The 15929-nt window shown below is 66.4% G+C and carries 18 protein-coding genes; 1 reads left to right on the top strand and 17 read right to left on the bottom strand.

What is annotated here, in order from left to right; genetic code table 11:
- The first annotated feature begins 50 nt into the window (after positions 1-50).
- The gene (locus IEW02_RS19200) at positions 51-638 is read left to right on the top strand and encodes a TIGR03086 family metal-binding protein (protein WP_188546482.1); all 588 of its coding nucleotides are present in this window, start codon (positions 51-53) and stop codon (positions 636-638) included.
- Here the strand turns inward: IEW02_RS19200 and IEW02_RS19195 are convergent.
- The 17 genes from IEW02_RS19195 to folE form a co-directional block, all read right to left on the bottom strand.
- Positions 635-1396 carry a VOC family protein gene (locus tag IEW02_RS19195; RefSeq protein ID WP_188546481.1) on the bottom strand — a complete coding sequence of 254 codons (762 nt, stop codon included), beginning with the start codon at positions 1394-1396 and terminating at the stop codon, positions 635-637. The genes IEW02_RS19200 and IEW02_RS19195 overlap by 4 nt on opposite strands.
- Positions 1397-1426: 30 nt before the next feature.
- Positions 1427-2653, bottom strand: coding sequence for an NAD(P)/FAD-dependent oxidoreductase (locus tag IEW02_RS19190; RefSeq protein ID WP_188546480.1), 1227 nt, complete (start codon positions 2651-2653; stop codon positions 1427-1429).
- A 72-nt stretch (positions 2654-2725) separates the two neighbouring features.
- Positions 2726-5260: an ATP-dependent Clp protease ATP-binding subunit gene (locus tag IEW02_RS19185; protein ID WP_188546479.1), complete on the bottom strand. Its 2535-nt coding sequence runs from the start codon at positions 5258-5260 to the stop codon at positions 2726-2728.
- 381 nt (positions 5261-5641) lie between these two features.
- A complete protein-coding gene (locus IEW02_RS19180) occupies positions 5642-6001 on the bottom strand; it encodes a histone-like nucleoid-structuring protein Lsr2 (protein ID WP_188546478.1) in 360 nt (119 codons plus the stop codon).
- Between the two features lie 113 nt (positions 6002-6114).
- On the bottom strand, positions 6115-7623 hold the full coding sequence (gene lysS / locus IEW02_RS19175) for a lysine--tRNA ligase (protein WP_188546477.1): 1509 nt from the start codon (positions 7621-7623) through the stop codon (positions 6115-6117).
- A 20-nt stretch (positions 7624-7643) separates the two neighbouring features.
- Positions 7644-8066: a rhodanese-like domain-containing protein gene (locus IEW02_RS19170; protein WP_188546638.1), complete on the bottom strand. Its 423-nt coding sequence runs from the start codon at positions 8064-8066 to the stop codon at positions 7644-7646.
- Between the two features lie 8 nt (positions 8067-8074).
- Positions 8075-8587: a cysteine dioxygenase gene (locus IEW02_RS19165; protein ID WP_229746161.1), complete on the bottom strand. Its 513-nt coding sequence runs from the start codon at positions 8585-8587 to the stop codon at positions 8075-8077.
- 123 nt (positions 8588-8710) lie between these two features.
- Positions 8711-9505, bottom strand: coding sequence for a type III pantothenate kinase (locus IEW02_RS19160; RefSeq protein WP_188546476.1), 795 nt, complete (start codon positions 9503-9505; stop codon positions 8711-8713).
- Entirely contained in the window at positions 9505-9924 is a 420-nt protein-coding gene (panD, locus tag IEW02_RS19155) for an aspartate 1-decarboxylase (protein WP_188546475.1), read from the bottom strand. Before panD ends, IEW02_RS19160 begins: the two co-directional genes overlap by 1 nt.
- Before the next feature lie 4 nt (positions 9925-9928).
- Complete coding sequence (gene panC, locus IEW02_RS19150) at positions 9929-10795, bottom strand: pantoate--beta-alanine ligase (RefSeq protein ID WP_188546474.1); 867 nt, start codon at positions 10793-10795, stop codon at positions 9929-9931.
- Positions 10792-11724, bottom strand: a complete 933-nt coding sequence (locus tag IEW02_RS19145) for a Rossmann-like and DUF2520 domain-containing protein (RefSeq protein WP_188546473.1) — start codon at positions 11722-11724, stop codon at positions 10792-10794. The genes panC and IEW02_RS19145 overlap by 4 nt, the downstream gene beginning before the upstream one ends.
- A gap of 138 nt (positions 11725-11862) precedes the next feature.
- Positions 11863-13050, bottom strand: a complete 1188-nt coding sequence (locus tag IEW02_RS19140; protein ID WP_188546472.1) for a DUF6779 domain-containing protein — start codon at positions 13048-13050, stop codon at positions 11863-11865.
- Positions 13051-13136: 86 nt separating this feature from the next.
- Complete coding sequence (locus IEW02_RS19135) at positions 13137-13604, bottom strand: DUF3180 domain-containing protein (protein ID WP_371829975.1); 468 nt, start codon at positions 13602-13604, stop codon at positions 13137-13139.
- Positions 13601-14098 carry a 2-amino-4-hydroxy-6-hydroxymethyldihydropteridine diphosphokinase gene (folK, locus tag IEW02_RS19130; protein ID WP_188546471.1) on the bottom strand — a complete coding sequence of 166 codons (498 nt, stop codon included), beginning with the start codon at positions 14096-14098 and terminating at the stop codon, positions 13601-13603. Before folK ends, IEW02_RS19135 begins: the two co-directional genes overlap by 4 nt.
- A complete protein-coding gene (gene folB, locus IEW02_RS19125) occupies positions 14095-14460 on the bottom strand; it encodes a dihydroneopterin aldolase (protein ID WP_188546470.1) in 366 nt (121 codons plus the stop codon). The genes folK and folB overlap by 4 nt, the downstream gene beginning before the upstream one ends.
- A complete protein-coding gene (folP, locus tag IEW02_RS19120) occupies positions 14460-15260 on the bottom strand; it encodes a dihydropteroate synthase (RefSeq protein WP_188546635.1) in 801 nt (266 codons plus the stop codon). Before folP ends, folB begins: the two co-directional genes overlap by 1 nt.
- 38 nt (positions 15261-15298) lie before the next feature.
- On the bottom strand, positions 15299-15916 hold the full coding sequence (gene folE / locus IEW02_RS19115) for a GTP cyclohydrolase I FolE (protein ID WP_188546469.1): 618 nt from the start codon (positions 15914-15916) through the stop codon (positions 15299-15301).
- Between the last annotated feature and the right edge of the window lie 13 nt (positions 15917-15929).

Below are 15929 nucleotides of genomic sequence, written 5' to 3'. Positions count from 1 at the left end.
GCACCCTCGGTCGATCCAGCGGCTTCGGTCGCATCACGAAAGGCACCCCCATGGACCCCCGCCCCCTCTACCGCAGCGCACTCGACTGGACGGCCGGCCTCGCCGCCGCCGTCACCGAGGAGCAGATGTCGCTGCCCACCCCGTGCTCCGAGTTCGACGTCCGCGCGCTGATCGGCCACCTCGTCGGAACGGTTCGCCGCGGGCATGCCGCCGCATCGGGCCGCGACGTGATGGCAGTGAACGTGGACCTGCACGATCTCGCGGACCCGGCCGGCGACCTGGCTGCGGCCGCGGCCGCCTCGCTCGCGGCGTGGGACGCGGACGACTCCCTGCTCGACGCCATGATCACCGTGCCGTGGGGAACGGTGCCCGGCCGCGGCGTGCTGTTCGGCTACCTGAACGAGACGCTCGTGCACGGGTGGGATCTGGCCGTGTCGACCGGACAATCAGCAGAAGCCGATCCCGCGGTGGTCGGCGTGGTAGCCGGGGTTTTTCCTCAGTTCCTCCCAGCCGACATCCGCGACGCCGACGACGTGCCCTTCGGCCGAGTGGTCGAGCCGCGGCCGGACGCCGGACCCACGGAACGTCTCGCGAACTGGTCGGGGCGGGACTCAGCGGAATGGCTCACGCACGCCTAACTCTCGAAATCAGGCTCCACCATGGCAACCACCGAGAGCACGTTGCCGGACGGGTCGGTGAACCACGCGATGTCGGGACCGTAGCCGCGCATGACACCGTCCTCGTCCTGCGGAGATCCGTCGTAGCGAAGGAATGTGATGCCCTTGGCGGTGAGCTCGGCAACCTTCGACCCGACGTCGCGGGTCGGGATGTTGAGGATCGTGTGCGCTGCGGGCACATGATCCGGCTTCGGGTACGCGAGCACCGTGGTTCGGCGGTCGATGCGTATCCACGCCATGTCCGTCCCGTTCGGTAGGACACGCATTCCGAGAAGGTCTCGGTAGAACACCGTGGCCTCCTGCACGTCACGAACCGCGAATCCGGAGAACGGGGTGGTGGGCGCGCCCATCTGCGCTTCCATCTCGTCCCGGATACGGACCAGCTGAATCCAATTACCGTCCGGGTCCACCGCGGTCGCGAACTGGTCACCGTCGCGGTCCTCGAGTGGGCTGATCCACGTTCCGCCGAGCCCGTCGATTCGTGCAGCGACGGCGGCGGGGTCGTCCGGCTCGATGTTGAGCAGAATGCGCGAGCCGTTCGGGTTGGGGCCGGTGACGTCGTCACGTTTGTCGAACATCACGAAGAAGCCGTCGAGGTCGATAACGGTGTACGGGCCCATCGCCATCGGCGGCGCCTCGAACACTGTTCCGTACCACTGCGCGAGTGCAGCGGGGTCCGGGCTGGACAGGATCAGCGAGTTCACGGATGCAGTTGCCATGCCAATACCGACTCGGAATGCGTCGCTAACTCATCGCGCTCCGAGAGCAGCGATCACCGCGGAGGCTGCGCGGCGACCCGACACCAACGCACCCTGGATCGACGGAGTGTCCCGGTGGTCGCCGCAGACGAAGAGACCGTCACCCAGATCGACCGGCTGCCGCGCCTGAAGCGGCGGTGTCGACTTCGGCAGGGCACGCGTCACGTCGTGACGCACGAGCAGGTTCCACTCGCTGGTGTCCACACCCCACAACCGTCGCGCCTGCGCGAGTGCGGCGTCGTCGGTCAGCCCTGCCGCGGCCAAGGTGGTCACCTGAACGAGGTCGCGACCGGCCGGCGCATAGCTGGGAGCGGTAGCAGACATGACCGCGGTGTTGACGACCGGTCCGCGATCACCGTCGACCACCAGCAGCCGATCCTGCGGCATGCCTGCCGGCGTGGAGAACCACCACGTGGTCAACCCGTTCATCGCAGAGCCCGAAGGTACGACTCCGAGATCGGATGCATCCCGAACATCGGTCGCGACCACCACGGCGCGCGCGTTGATCGACCCTGCCTCGGTACGCACGACTCCGTCATCGACGCCCAGCACCTTTACCGACGTCTCGGCCGGTCGGCTCAATCCCGCCGCAAGTTGTGCGGGCAACGCCCGCATGCCGTCCCTCGGGACAGCCGGGGTGCCGAGCACGAACGAGCGGATCAGCAGCCGGACGTACGCCGCCGACGTGGTGCCGGTGTCGTCGGCGAGCACTCCCGCGAGGAAGGGCTCCAGAACGTGCTGTCTTAGTGGTCCACGTACTCCTACTGCGTCGAGCGACTCGTTCAGGGTGACATCGTCCCCCCGAAGGGAGCGCTGCGCACTGACCATCACCGGCGCTACCCAGCGCGCCAGACCCGCGATCTCGCGTGGTGACAGAAGTCCGCTGCGCAGCGTCTTCCACAGCAATTGTGGCTCGCGACGCGGGTCGCCAAGTGTCGACCAACCGGTACCTCGTCGCACCCGGACGCCGGCCGCAAACGGTCGCAACTCCAAGGCCTTGACGTCTATTCCTCGTCCGACCGCGGGATACGCGGGGTTCAGCAGCTGAAAGCCCACGTCGCACAGGTGTCCGTCGACGACGTCGGTGCGAACCCGCCCACCCACCTGGTCCGACGCTTCGAGCAGTCGCGTGTCGATGCCTCGGCTTTGCAGGTGGGCCGCGCAGACCAGTCCAGCCAGGCCGGCACCCACGACGACCACATCTGTCCGTTCGACCATGAGATTTCCCTCCGAGGCATGGAACAGCAGAACGGGCCGCACCCCTGAGGATGCGGCCCGCTTCGAACGAAACTACTCGGAGCTCTCGCCCGACTTCGCCAAGTCGACGGTCAACTCGTCCGGGAGATTGATCGGCTTCTTCTCGCCGCGGAACGTGAACTTGGCGTCCTCGCCCGAACCCTCTCCGTCCCAGTTCTCGACGTCGACGAGCACGATCTGGCCGGGCTCGATCTCGCCGAACAGGATCTTCTCGGACAGCTGATCCTCGATCTCGCGCTGGATGGTGCGACGCAGCGGCCGCGCACCCAGTACCGGATCGAATCCGCGCTTGGCCAGGAGCGACTTGCCCTTGTCCGTGACCTCGATGGCCATGTCCTTGTTCTTGAGCGCCACCTCGACTCGCGCCAGCATGAGATCGACCATCTGAATGATCTCGTCCTTGGTGAGCTGGTGGAACACGACGATGTCGTCGATACGGTTCAGGAACTCGGGGCGGAAGTGCTTCTTCAACTCGTCGTTGACCTTGAGCTTCATCCGCTCGTAGTTCGAGCCCGTACCTTCACCCGAGCTGAAGCCCAGGCCGACTGCCTTCGAGATGTCGGCGGTACCGAGGTTCGAGGTGAAGATGAGCACGGTGTTCTTGAAGTCGACCGTGCGACCCTGACCGTCGGTGAGGCGTCCGTCTTCGAGGACCTGCAGGAGCGTGTTGTAGATCTCCTGGTGAGCCTTCTCGATCTCGTCGAACAGCACCACGGAGAACGGCTTGCGGCGCACCTTCTCGGTGAGCTGTCCACCTTCTTCGTAGCCGACGTAGCCGGGAGGGGCACCGAAGAGCCGCGACGCGGTGAAGCGGTCGTGGAACTCGCCCATGTCGATCTGGATGAGCGCGTCGTCCTCGCCGAAGAGGAAGTTCGCCAGCGCCTTCGACAGCTCGGTCTTACCGACACCGGACGGGCCGGCGAAGATGAACGAGCCCGACGGACGCTTCGGATCCTTCAGACCCGCACGCGTACGACGGATCGCCTTCGAGACGGCCTTGACCGCTTCGACCTGGCCGATGATGCGCTTGTGCAGCTCGTCTTCCATGCGGAGCAGACGGGTGGTCTCCTCCTCGGTGAGCTTGAAGACGGGGATGCCGGTCCAGTTGCCCAGGACCTCGGCGATCTCGTTGTCGTCGACCTCGGCGATGACGTCGAGGTCTCCGGAACGCCACTGCTTCTCACGCTCGGAGCGCTGCTGAACCAGCGTCTTCTCCTTGTCGCGCAGGTTCGCAGCCTTCTCGAAGTCCTGCGCGTCGATCGCAGATTCCTTCTCGCGACGTGCGTCGGCGATGCGATCGTCGAAGTCACGCAGGTCGGGCGGCGCCGTCATCCGGCGGATACGCATGCGCGCGCCCGCCTCGTCGATGAGGTCGATTGCCTTGTCCGGGAGGAAGCGGTCGTTGATGTAGCGGTCGGCAAGGGTTGCCGCCGCGACCAGCGCGCTGTCCGTGATCGAGACGCGGTGGTGCGCCTCGTAACGATCGCGCAGACCCTTGAGGATCTCGATCGTGTGCTCGACGGACGGCTCGCCCACCTGCACCGGCTGGAAACGACGCTCGAGTGCTGCGTCCTTCTCGATGTACTTGCGGTACTCGTCGAGCGTGGTGGCACCGATGGTCTGGAGCTCGCCACGAGCCAACTTCGGCTTGAGGATCGAGGCCGCGTCGATGGCGCCTTCGGCTGCACCTGCGCCGACGAGCGTGTGCAGCTCGTCGATGAACAGGATGATGTCGCCGCGGGTGTTGATCTCCTTGAGAACCTTCTTCAGGCGCTCCTCGAAGTCGCCGCGGTAGCGGCTGCCGGCCACCAGCGAACCGAGGTCCAGGGTGTAGAGCTGCTTGTCCTTGAGCGTCTCGGGAACCTCGCCGTTGACGATGGCCTGCGCGAGGCCTTCGACGACGGCCGTCTTGCCGACGCCGGGCTCACCGATGAGGACAGGGTTGTTCTTGGTACGACGCGAGAGCACCTGCATGACGCGCTCGATTTCCTTCGCGCGACCGATGACCGGGTCGAGCTTGCCTTCGAGTGCGGCCTGGGTCAGGTTGCGACCGAACTGGTCGAGGACCAGCGAGGTGGACGGGGTGCCCGCTTCGCCGCGGCTGCTGCCGGACTCGCTGGGCTCCTTGCCCTGGTATCCGGACAGCAGCTGGATGACCTGCTGACGGACCCGGTTGAGGTCGGCGCCGAGCTTGACCAGCACCTGAGCGGCCACGCCTTCGCCCTCACGAATGAGGCCGAGGAGGATGTGCTCGGTTCCGATGTAGTTGTGTCCGAGCTGGAGTGCCTCACGCAGGCTCAGCTCGAGGACCTTCTTGGCACGCGGAGTGAACGGAATGTGACCGGACGGAGCCTGCTGGCCCTGGCCGATGATTTCCTCGACCTGGCTGCGTACACCCTCGAGGGAGATCCCGAGCGACTCCAGAGACTTCGCCGCTACGCCTTCACCCTCGTGGATGAGACCCAGCAGGATGTGCTCCGTGCCGATGTAGTTGTGGTTGAGCATCCGGGCCTCTTCTTGGGCCAGGACGACGACGCGCCGTGCGCGGTCGGTAAACCTCTCGAACATCGTTCTCCCTCACACTCATGACTGGCAGGCCATCGGACCTGGTGTCCGGACCTCGCCCACCGCAGATGTCAACACCGGTAGGCCAATCGGGAAGTACCTCTACGCCGAGTATTCGACGCCGAACGTTGATTCCACGATCCCGAGTTCAGTCTAGTTGCCTTACCCGCAGGTTGCCGTGCCTCCAACGAGATTCCGCTGGAGGCGAAAAACGGCGACTGTGTCGGCCGAACCCTTCGAGGTGTTCAACGCGCGGCTTCCGCCAATCGTTACCACCGTCCGTCCGCCCCGAGCGAACGACGGCCACCGAAAATGGGCGAAAGGGGAGTGCGCGGCGGCGTGTCACCCGGGTTCGAGTCATTCGAACGAATGACGGAGGTGGTGCTACTCGGCGTTCTCGTAGGCGCGAACGACCTCCGACGAAATACGTCCGCGGGCGCTTATTTCGAAACCCTGCTCGCGCGCCCAATCACGAATGGCGGCGCTGCGGGCCCGATCGGCCGCACCTCTGGTCCGTGGGGCGGACGCGGGTTCCCGCTGCCCGTTCGACGATGCGGAACGCGCGCGCCGCGTGATCTTGCGCGCGTGAATGATCCACTGCCCCATCTGCTTCCGCAGGAGGTCGGCGTTCGAATCCGACAGGTCGATCTCGTACCAGCTGCCGTCGAGACCCACCATCACGGTCTCCGACGCCGGCACGTTGTCGAGGTCGTCGACCAACGTAACCGTGACCTTCTTGACCATCTGTCTGCAATCCCCCTTGCCGCGGGTGATCCCACGCTCCCCCGAGACGGACAGATTACCCGTTCGGATTTGAGGAGCAATACCAACCGATTACCGGAATTGTAGACCCGTCGTCAGCTGCGGCCCGGCCGAACGATCGGAAACAGCACAGTTTCCCTGATTCCCAATCCCGTCAACGCCATCAACAGCCGGTCGACGCCCATTCCCGTTCCCGTCGTAGGAGGCATCGCGTACTCCATCGCGGAGAGGAAATCTTCGTCGAGCACCATTGCTTCGTCGTCACCCGCCGAGGCCAGTCGTGCCTGGTCGACGAACCGCTCCCGCTGCACGACGGGATCGATCAACTCGGAATACCCGGTGGCCAGTTCGAAGCCACGGACGTAGAGGTCCCACTTCTCGACGACGCCGGCCTTGCTGCGGTGCTGCCGCGTCAGGGGCGAGGTCTCGACCGGGAAGTCGCGTACGAACGTGGGTTCGTACAGCTGATCCCCGCACTGGTTCTCCCACAGTTCCTCGACCAACTTGCCGTGTCCCCACCCCTTGCCCGACGGAACCTCGAGGCCCACCTGCTGCGCGAGAGCGAGCAATTCGTCGACGGTGGACTCCGGCGTCACCTCGGTCCCGATCGCCGCGGACAGCGACGGGTACATCTCCATCGTCTTCCATTCGCCGCCGAAGTCGTATTCACTGCCGTCGGCGAGCGTGACGACGTGCGACCCGAAGACTGCGAGCGCGATCTCCTGCACCAACTCCCGGGTCATGGTGGCCGACTCGTCGTAGGTTCCGTACGCCTCGTACGTCTCGAGCATCGCGAACTCCGGCGAGTGCGTGGAGTCCACACCTTCGTTGCGGAAGTTGCGGTTGATCTCGAACACCCGGTCGATGCCGCCGACGACGGCTCGCTTGAGGAACAGTTCCGGAGCGATACGCAGGAACAGCTCGATGTCCAGCGCGTTCGACCGAGTGACGAACGGACGAGCAGCCGCTCCGCCGTGCAGGGTCTGCAGCATCGGGGTCTCGATCTCGAGGAATCCGCGACGCTCGAGACCGTTCCGAAGCTCCCGGACGACGGCCACACGCTTGCGCGCGTTCTCCCGCGCAGCCGGCCGCACGATCAGGTCGACGTACCGCTGCCGAACGCGCGATTCCTCGTTCATCTCCTTGTGCGCGACGGGCAGAGGGCGCAGCGACTTGGCTGCGATCGACCACGAGTCCGCCATGACGCTGAGTTCGCCGCGCCGCGAGCTGATGACCTCGCCGTGTACGAACACGAAGTCGCCGAGATCGACATCGGCCTTCCACGATCCCAGCGCGTCCTCCCCCACGCCCGCGAGGGAGATCATGGCCTGCAACTGGGTGCCGTCCCCCTCCTGCAGCGTCGCGAAGCAGAGCTTGCCGGTGTTGCGCAGGAAGATGACACGACCGGCGACGCCTACCTCGAGGCCCGTGTGCGAGTCGGGTTCCAGTGCGGGGAACTGCTCGCGGATCTCCCGCAGCGAGTGCGTGCGGGGAACCGACACCGGGTAGGCCTCGCGCCCCTCCGCCAACAACCGGTCTCGCTTGTCACGACGGATGCGGAGCTGTTCGGGGGTGTCGTCGAGTTCTTCCGCGTGTTCGGTCACGACGTCGAACTGTATCGGGGTCAGTGCGAAACGAGCGTGTTGCCCTCGCGCACGCAATGCTTGGCCTGCGAGAGCACGTTCGTCAGCCCCGCCGACTTCAACGCCTGGTACCCACCGACGAGGTCGGTGGCGCGGTGCAGCCCGAGCTCATGCAACGCCGCTGCCGCGAGGCTGGAGGTGTAGCCCTCCGAGCACAGGATGATCCACTCGACGTCGTGGTCGACGGCGATGGTCAGCCGCGCGCCGCTCGTCGGGTCGCATCGCCACTCGAGCACGTTGCGTTCGACGGCCAGTGCGCCCGGAAGGGTTCCCTCCACCGCGCGCTGCGCCTGCGGGCGAATGTCGACGACGACGGCGCCGCGCGCCACTCGTTCCGCCAGCTCGAAAGCGTAGGTCCGCTGATAGGTCGAGCGTGCCCGGTCGAGCACCTCGTCGATCGTCATGCGCGCCATCAGGCGTCTCCCTCGGGCGTGTCGGTGAGCTCGGAGCGGGTGCGGCGGAGCGAACCCTGCTGTGTCACTTCGTAGTACGACATCGCCGTCAACGGCGGCGAGTACGCGTGCACACTCAGCGTGGGACGCCGTGCGGCGGACGCCGGCTCTGGTGCCCACATCACGTCGTGCACCCATCCCAGCGGGAACGACGCCTGGTCACCCGCATCGAGTCGCCTGTGCCGCAACGACTCTCCCGTCCACCTCAGCTCGGCGACGGATCCACTGAGCACCGTCAGCGCACCGATGGACCCGGCGTGATCGTGCAATTCGGTCGATCTATCCGGCACCCAGCTGATGAGCCACACGTCGAGGTCGTCGTCGGAATGCAAACGCGCAGACCATCGTTCGTCGGTGGGGTACGTCGCGGGAAGTACGGAATCGAAGCGTCCGTCCAGCACGTCGGAAGCACCTTGGTCGGTGATTCGAAGCAGGTCGGCCGGACGCAGACGCGTAGGCAATGCAGAAAGCACGGGACAGACTCCAGGAAGTGTGCGAAAGATCAGGGCAGCGGTCAGCCCCGACAACACTCCTGAGTTCCCGTGCAGCGATTCACGGGAGCAAGTGTGGCACAGAATCGCGCAGTTGCGCCACCCCTACCGCTTTCGCGCCTGATTCCTCTCGAACACCAACCGCAAGCCCTCCAACGTGAGGTCGCGTTCGTGCTCGTCGATGGAGGTCGACTCGTTCACGAACAGGCCGGCACTGTCGCCGGTGGCCACCACCACCACGTCGCTGCCGCCGAATCCGGGCACTTCCGCTCTGATCCGCGCAACGATCCCGTCGACCAGACCGGCGAAGCCGAACACCGCGCCGGACTGCATGGCCTCGACGGTGTTCTTCCCCAGAACTCCTCGCGGCCGCGCCAACTCCACCTTGCGCAGTGCCGCGGAACGCGAAGCCAATGCGTCCATCGAGATCTCGACACCGGGTGCGATGGAACCACCGAGGAATTCACCCTTGGCCGACACGACGTCGACACAGGTCGACGTCCCGAAATCGACGACGATGCACGGTGCCGCGTAGAAGTGATGAGCGGCGAGGCTGTTGACGATGCGGTCCGCGCCGACTTCCTTCGGATTGTCCACCAGCAACGGAACACCGGTTCGCACACCGGGTTCCACGACCACCCGCGGGACGTGCGACCAGTAGCGGTCGAGCATCGTGCGAATCTCGCGCAGCACCGACGGCACCGTGGACAGCGCAGCGACACCGGTGATCGAGTCGGCGTCGCTGCCCAGCAGACCGCGGAAGGTGAGCGCCAGTTCGTCCGCCGTCATGGAGGCGTCGGTGCGCATTCGCCAGTCGCGCAACAGCTTTGCGTGAGAACCGGCACCGGAGAAGATGCCCAGCACGATGTTCGTGTTCCGAACATCGACCGTGAGGAGCATCAGACGGCCACGCCGACACGGGGATCGATCAATCCCGAGCCTGCCGGAGCATGCGCCGGATCCACACCCCGTTCCACCAGACGGTTGTCGGAATCGACGAAGACGACCGACGGCGCGTAGTCGCGCACCTCCAGCTCGTCCATCACCCCGTAGGCGATGATGATCACCAGATGACCGACGTTCACCAGATGTGCGGCAGCGCCGTTGATTCCGATGACCCCGGTGCCACGCTCACCCGCGATGACGTAGGTCTCGAGCCGCGCACCGTTGTCGATGTCGACGATGGTGACCTGCTCGCCTTCGAGGAGGTCGGACGCGTCGAGAAGATCCTGGTCGATGGTCACCGATCCGACGTAGTGCAGATCGGCGTGTGTAACCGTCGCGCGATGGATCTTCGATTTCATCATCGTACGAAACATGGTGTCATTCCTGGGGATCGAGGGAAACGAGAAGGTTGTCGATCAAACGAGTAGGCCCGACTCGCGCGGCGACGAGCAGGCGTGCGTCACCGTCGGCGGGCGGGTCCATGAGGTCGACGCCGCGCAGCGCAAGGTAGTCGACCGTCACCTCCGGAACCGCGTCGAGCACGGACCGAGCTGCGGCGAGCACGGCGTCGGCGCCCGCTCGGCCTGCGTGTTGCCCGGCGAGCAGGGCCGCCGACAGGGCGACTGCAGCGCTGCGCTGCACGGGGTCGAGGAAGCGATTGCGGGACGACAAGGCCAAGCCGTCGTGCTCCCGCAGAGTCGGCACCCCGGCGATCTCGACGTCGAAGTTCAGATCGCGCACCATCTGTGTGATCAGCACCAGCTGCTGGTAGTCCTTCTCACCGAAGTAGGCGGTGTTGGGGCGCGCGATCTGGAGAAGCTTGGCGACCACGGTCAGCATCCCCGCGAAATGCTGTGGCCGCGAACTACCTTCGAGCTGGCTGCCGGCCGGCCCGGGGTGCACCGTCGTACGCGGTCCGTTCGGGTACATGTCCTGGGCGCTCGGCGCGAACACCACCTCCACACCGGCCGCGCGCAGCAGCTCGACGTCGGCGTCGAGGGTGCGCGGGTACTTGTCGAGATCCTCCCCCACACCGAACTGCAGGGGATTGACGAAGATGGACACGATCACCACGGCGCCACCACGTTTGGCCTGTTCCACCAGGTGTAGATGACCCGCGTGCAGGGCGCCCATCGTCGGGACCAGTGTCACCCGCCGCCCGACACCGCGCAGAGCCTTGGAGATGGAGGTGACGATCTGCGGGTCGTGGTGCACGGTCAACTCACCGGGAACGTAGACACTCACGTCGCGGGCCCCCAGTTCTCGAGCAAGTTCACCATGTCGTCGGCCGATCGCGCCTGTTGCGCCGTACGCAACGACAGCGCCCGGTAACCGGCCGCAATCCGGGGATCCACTTCCACGAGCGCGTCGAGATGGCGTGCCACCGTTGCGGAATCACCACGCATGACGGGACCGGTCAGCGCGGCCTGACCTCGCCTGAGCACGTTGTCGAGGGCCGCCGACAGCAGCGGCGCGAGCACGCGCTCGGCCACGCCACCGGGAGCGTCGAGCACCAACTCCTGACCGAGCAGCTCCTGATGGGCGAGTGCAGCGCGCAGCGCATCCAGGGCGTCGACGACGACGGTCACCAGATGATTGCTGCCGTGCGCCAGCGCAGCGTGATAGAGCGTGCGGGCATCCTCGCGAACGCGGACCGGCTCGCCGCCCATCTCCAGCACGAGGGCTTGAGCGATCGCGTAGCCGATGTCGTCGCGGGCCGTCACACCGAAGCACGCCGATTGCAAACGCGACGTGTCCTCGGCCTTCCCGCTGAACGTCATGGCCGGATGGATCGCCAACGGAACCGCGCCGCGAGCAGTCAGCGGTTCGAGGATCCCCACGCCGTTGGCCCCGGACACGTGCATCACCAGCGTCCCCGGCTTCACTGCACCCGTCGCGGCCAGACCGCCGACAAGCCCCGCGAGCTCCTGATCCGGAACCGCAAGAATCAACAACTCGGAGCGGCGGGCGACGTCGGTCGCGGGCAGGATCTGCGCGTCGGGAAGGCGTTCCTGTGCCCGTGCGCGCGACGCGTCGGACACAGCTGCGACGCCGAACACCACATGGCCGACGCGTTCGAGCGCTTCACCCACCGCGGTCCCGACACGACCGGCGGAGACGACTCCGACCGACAAACGCGCTGGTGCAGGGTCAGAAGTGATCCCAGAGGTCACCGACAATCCTCTCGTTCGTTCCAGTCCCGCATGCGGGTACCGGACGTTCTCGGCCACAGTAGCGGTCGGGGCGGAACGGACGCCACGAGCGAGACCCACGTCACCTCGGGCGCCACGGCCTCTGACTGGAGCGGAGCTTTAATCCGCCCGACGACGCCGACGACCCACTTCGGCCGTCCCGCTGTCCGTCGAACCGCCGATGCCGGCGAGGATGTCCGCGACCGACCGACCGCTCGAATGTGCGCCGCCGTTGGCGTCCGCCGATTCGCTTTCCGCCGCCCGACGACGCGAGCGCCTGCCGGACTCCGGCGCGTCGGTGTCGGTCGACGGGGCGGACGGGGTCGCCTGATCCGCAGCCACTACCTCGGGCGTCGTCACTCCGGGCATCGAGAACTCCGGGGTGGAGTAGTCGGGCGTCGAGAGGGTCGAGGAAGAGGGGGTCGCAGCAGCAGGGGCCACAGCAACCGGCTCGGCCACCACAGGTTCGGCAGCCACCGCCACCGGCTCTTCCACCGGAGGCTCCGTCTCGTCGAACCGGTCGTCGTCGAACGACACGGGCTCGAACGTCTCCGGCTCCTCGGCGTCAGACCGGTAGGGCGTCGCTTCGTAGGGCGCGGGCTCGCGGTAGGGCATGTCGAACTCGGGAATGCCGTCTTCGTCTGCAGCAGAACCTGATTCGGCCTCGGCCGACTCATCCGTCATCCACTCGGGGGCGGGACGGAACGAGCCGGAGGAGTCGAACTCTCCGTGGATGACCGACGTTTCGGCGGTGACGGGCTCGTCGGCGGGGGTGGCGTAGGGCGCGCGCACGTACAACCCGGACGGCGCCGGCTGATAGCCGCTGTACGAACGGTCGGCGAGCTCGCGCATCCGCATCGCTTCGCCGGCGATGGCGGCTCGATCCTCGGGCAAGGCTCCGTCGAACAGCATCTCGAGGCTGCGTCGCAGCGACGCCAACTCGTTTCGCAGGGCACGGAGTTCGGAGGAGTCGCCGCCCACCTCACCGCGCACGCGAGCTTCCACACCCAGCTCGTACTCGCGGCGCGCGGCGATCTCGCGTTCGAGCTGAAGCTCGTAGACGGTCTGCAGATCGCGGGCCTTGACCTGGTCCGCAGTGGAGTCGCGCCGGTACTTGGTCATCGCGAAAGCGCCGACGATGGCCGCCCACAACGCGATCACGATGCCGAGTCGGAGCCACTGCACGCTGTCGGTGAGCAGAAGAATGACGCTCGCGACGACACCGAGAAAGATCAGAGCGGCGATGATCGCTTGGCTGCCACCGCGCCGAGTGCGGCGGGTGGCCTTGGTGCGACCGGTGTCCGTCATGAATCCCAGGGTAACGGCACAAGACCGATCGTTCCGTCATCCACCGCGGAGAAATGCGCCGAACGTACGTGATATGCCACAAAGAATCAGGTGGCGGCGTTGTCCGTTTCGTCGTCGGGGGTGCGGCAGCAATGCTCGAGCCACAGGGCCGCGGCCGCGAGCACGACGCCGGCGGCGAGCCCCACGGTCCCGCCGGGCGTGTCGGCGGCAGCCGCCCGCAGCGTCGCCCGCTGCGGGACGATGTGGACGAGAAAGCCGAGCCACACACCGGCGGCTGCGGACCCGACCAGCGCCGAGGCTTTCGCCAGCGCAACCGACCGGGCCACCGTGATGGGGTGCAGCTGGTTCGGGCCGTCCCCGACACGTCGGTTCCGAACGCGATTGCGGATGACGAACGCGAGCACGATCACCAACACCGCCACGGGGAACAGCGACGACGCCGCTACCACCGAGATCGGCGGAAGCGACCCGTACGCCACGCGCACCACGATCCAGGCGGCGACGGCCGCAACGGCGAAGAGTCCGAGCAGGTCGCGAACCCGAGTCGGTGTCACGATGGCTTCCTGACCAGAACGAGATTCGTCCGCCGGACGCCACGTCGGTCGGCCTCCGGAAGCGCCGCGAGCAGATCGGCGACGGGCACGGCACCCAGAGCCGCCGCCGGGTCGACATCCAACCACGGCACCAGCACGAACGCCCGTTCGTGCGCGTGGGGGTGCGGCAGGACGAGCTCGGGGTCGTCGCTGCGCACGTCGTCGCAGACGACCACGTCCACGTCCAGACTCCGCGGACCCCAGTGCTGTAGGCGCGTGCGCTGCGCGGCCTGTTCGAGTGACTGCCCGCGGCGGAGCCAACCCCAGCAATCGGTGTTGTTCTCCTCCACGAGCACGACGGCGTTGAGGAAATCCTGTTGCTCGACCCCGCCCCACGGCTCCGTCGAGTACACAGCGGAGACCGCGGTGGCAGCGTCACCGAGGTCGTCGAGGACCGACTGCAGATGAGCGAGGCTGTCGCCCACGTTGCTGCCGATCGACAGAACGGCCTTCACCGGGGACGATCTCGGACGACGACCACCGCGACATCGGCAAAGGTCAACGCAATGGGCGCCGACGGTTTGTGCACCGTCACCTCGACGCGGTCCACCCTCGAGTCGGTGAGGACTCCGTCGGCGATCTTCCCGGCGACGGTCTCGATCAGGTCGTACGGCGGTCCCGCCACGATGGCTGCCGCCGCCTCGGCGAGTTCGCCGTAGTGCAGCGTGTCCGTCAGATCGTCGGACGCCCCGGCGGGCGCGAGGTCCATCCACACCACGATGTCGATCAGGAAGTCCTGACCGTCGCGCTTCTCGTGGTCGAAGACTCCGTGGTTGCCGCGAACCGTCAACCCACGCAGCTCGATTCGATCTGTCATCACGCCTCGTTCCATTCGCGGTTTACGGCCAGTGCGTCGAGCGTCGCTACTGCGTCGTGCACCCGGATGCCCCACGCACCGCGCTGGGCCGCCAGCACGGAGATGGTGGCGGTGGCGACGTCTCGCTCGTGCGGTGGGCGGGGCGTCCCGTCCGGGCCGGCCAGCAGAGTCCCGAGGAAACGCTTGCGCGAGGCCCCGACCAGGATCGGGAATTCGGTGTCGACGAGCAGCCTCAGCCCGCGCAGCAGTTGCCAATTGTGTTCGGCGTTCTTCGCGAACCCGAGGCCGGGGTCGAGCACAATTCGGTCGGCACTCACCCCCGCCGCCAATGCCAGGTCGGCTTGCTCGAGCAATTCGCGTCGGACGTCGTTCACGACATCGTCGTACGCTTCGGCCCCACCTCGGTGCACCCAGTCCGTACTGGATCGCCAGTGCATGAGAATCCACGGCAACCCGGCGTCGGCGACGACGGACGCCATCGCCGGATCGGCGCGACCTCCGGACACGTCGTTCACCAGTGCCGCACCGGCGTTCACGGCGGCCGACGCGACGGATGCCCGCATCGTGTCGACGCTGACGCGAACACCGGCCGCGGACAATTCGGTGATCACCGGTACGACACGGGCGGCTTCCACGTCCGGATCGACCCGCGACGCACCGGGCCTGGTCGACTCACCACCCACGTCGACGATGTCGACGCCTGCTCGGTACAGCTCGAGACCGTGCGCGACGGCCGCCGAGGTGTCCAGGTAGCGACCGCCGTCCGAGAACGAATCGCTGGTCACGTTCAGAACACCCATCACCACCGGACGTCCGGGCCTGGGCAGCGCTGTGTCGATCACTTACGCAGTATCAGGTCCAACGCCTCGGAACGGGAAACTGCGCTGGACTTGAAGATGCCGCGAACCGCCGACGTGGTGGTGGACGCGCCCGGCTTGCGGATACCGCGCATGGCCATGCAGAGGTGCTCGGCTTCGATGACCACGATGGCTCCCCGCGGTTCGAGCTTGCGCACGAGAGCGTCGGCGATCTGAGTGGTCAGACGTTCCTGGACCTGCGGACGCTTGGCGTAGAGGTCCACGACACGGGCCAGTTTCGACAACCCCGTGACCCGACCGGACGGGCCCGGGATGTACCCGACGTGCGCCACCCCGTGGAACGACACGAGGTGGTGCTCGCAGGTGGAGTACATCGGGATGTCGCGAACCATCACCAGTTCTTGATGGGCCTCGTCGAACGTGGTGTTCAGCACCGCATCCGGATCGGTGAACAAGCCGCCGAACACTTCTCGGTAGGACCTGGCGACACGGGCAGGTGTGTCGCGCAGACCCTCCCGTTCCGGGTCCTCACCGACGGCGAGCAGTAGCTCTCGGACCGCCGCTTCGGCTCGCGCCTGATCGAACGGCTTTCCCGACGAGATTGACAGAGGCTCGGTCTCGACCTCGTTGATGGTCACGTGTACGTACCCT

It is taken from the genome of Rhodococcoides trifolii, assembly GCF_014635345.1.
GTDB lineage: Bacteria > Actinomycetota > Actinomycetes > Mycobacteriales > Mycobacteriaceae > Rhodococcoides > Rhodococcoides trifolii.
Note: the sequence above shows the minus strand (reverse complement) of the source record. Positions and strands in the feature narration are given on the sequence as shown.

Excerpts from the sequence above, each read along its gene's own strand:
- IEW02_RS19200 (WP_188546482.1), top strand. The coding sequence starts at position 51 with ATGGACCCCCGCCCCCTCTACCGCAGCGCACTCGACTGGACGGCCGGC.
- IEW02_RS19195 (WP_188546481.1), bottom strand. The coding sequence starts at position 1,396 with ATGGCAACTGCATCCGTGAACTCGCTGATCCTGTCCAGCCCGGACCCC.
- IEW02_RS19190 (WP_188546480.1), bottom strand. The coding sequence starts at position 2,653 with ATGGTCGAACGGACAGATGTGGTCGTCGTGGGTGCCGGCCTGGCTGGA.
- IEW02_RS19185 (WP_188546479.1), bottom strand. The coding sequence starts at position 5,260 with ATGTTCGAGAGGTTTACCGACCGCGCACGGCGCGTCGTCGTCCTGGCC.
- IEW02_RS19180 (WP_188546478.1), bottom strand. The coding sequence starts at position 6,001 with ATGGTCAAGAAGGTCACGGTTACGTTGGTCGACGACCTCGACAACGTG.
- IEW02_RS19170 (WP_188546638.1), bottom strand. The coding sequence starts at position 8,066 with ATGACGATCGACGAGGTGCTCGACCGGGCACGCTCGACCTATCAGCGG.
- IEW02_RS19160 (WP_188546476.1), bottom strand. The coding sequence starts at position 9,505 with ATGCTCCTCACGGTCGATGTTCGGAACACGAACATCGTGCTGGGCATC.
- panD (WP_188546475.1), bottom strand. The coding sequence starts at position 9,924 with ATGTTTCGTACGATGATGAAATCGAAGATCCATCGCGCGACGGTTACA.
- IEW02_RS19140 (WP_188546472.1), bottom strand. The coding sequence starts at position 13,050 with ATGACGGACACCGGTCGCACCAAGGCCACCCGCCGCACTCGGCGCGGT.
- folB (WP_188546470.1), bottom strand. The coding sequence starts at position 14,460 with ATGACAGATCGAATCGAGCTGCGTGGGTTGACGGTTCGCGGCAACCAC.
- folP (WP_188546635.1), bottom strand. The coding sequence starts at position 15,260 with ATGGGTGTTCTGAACGTGACCAGCGATTCGTTCTCGGACGGCGGTCGC.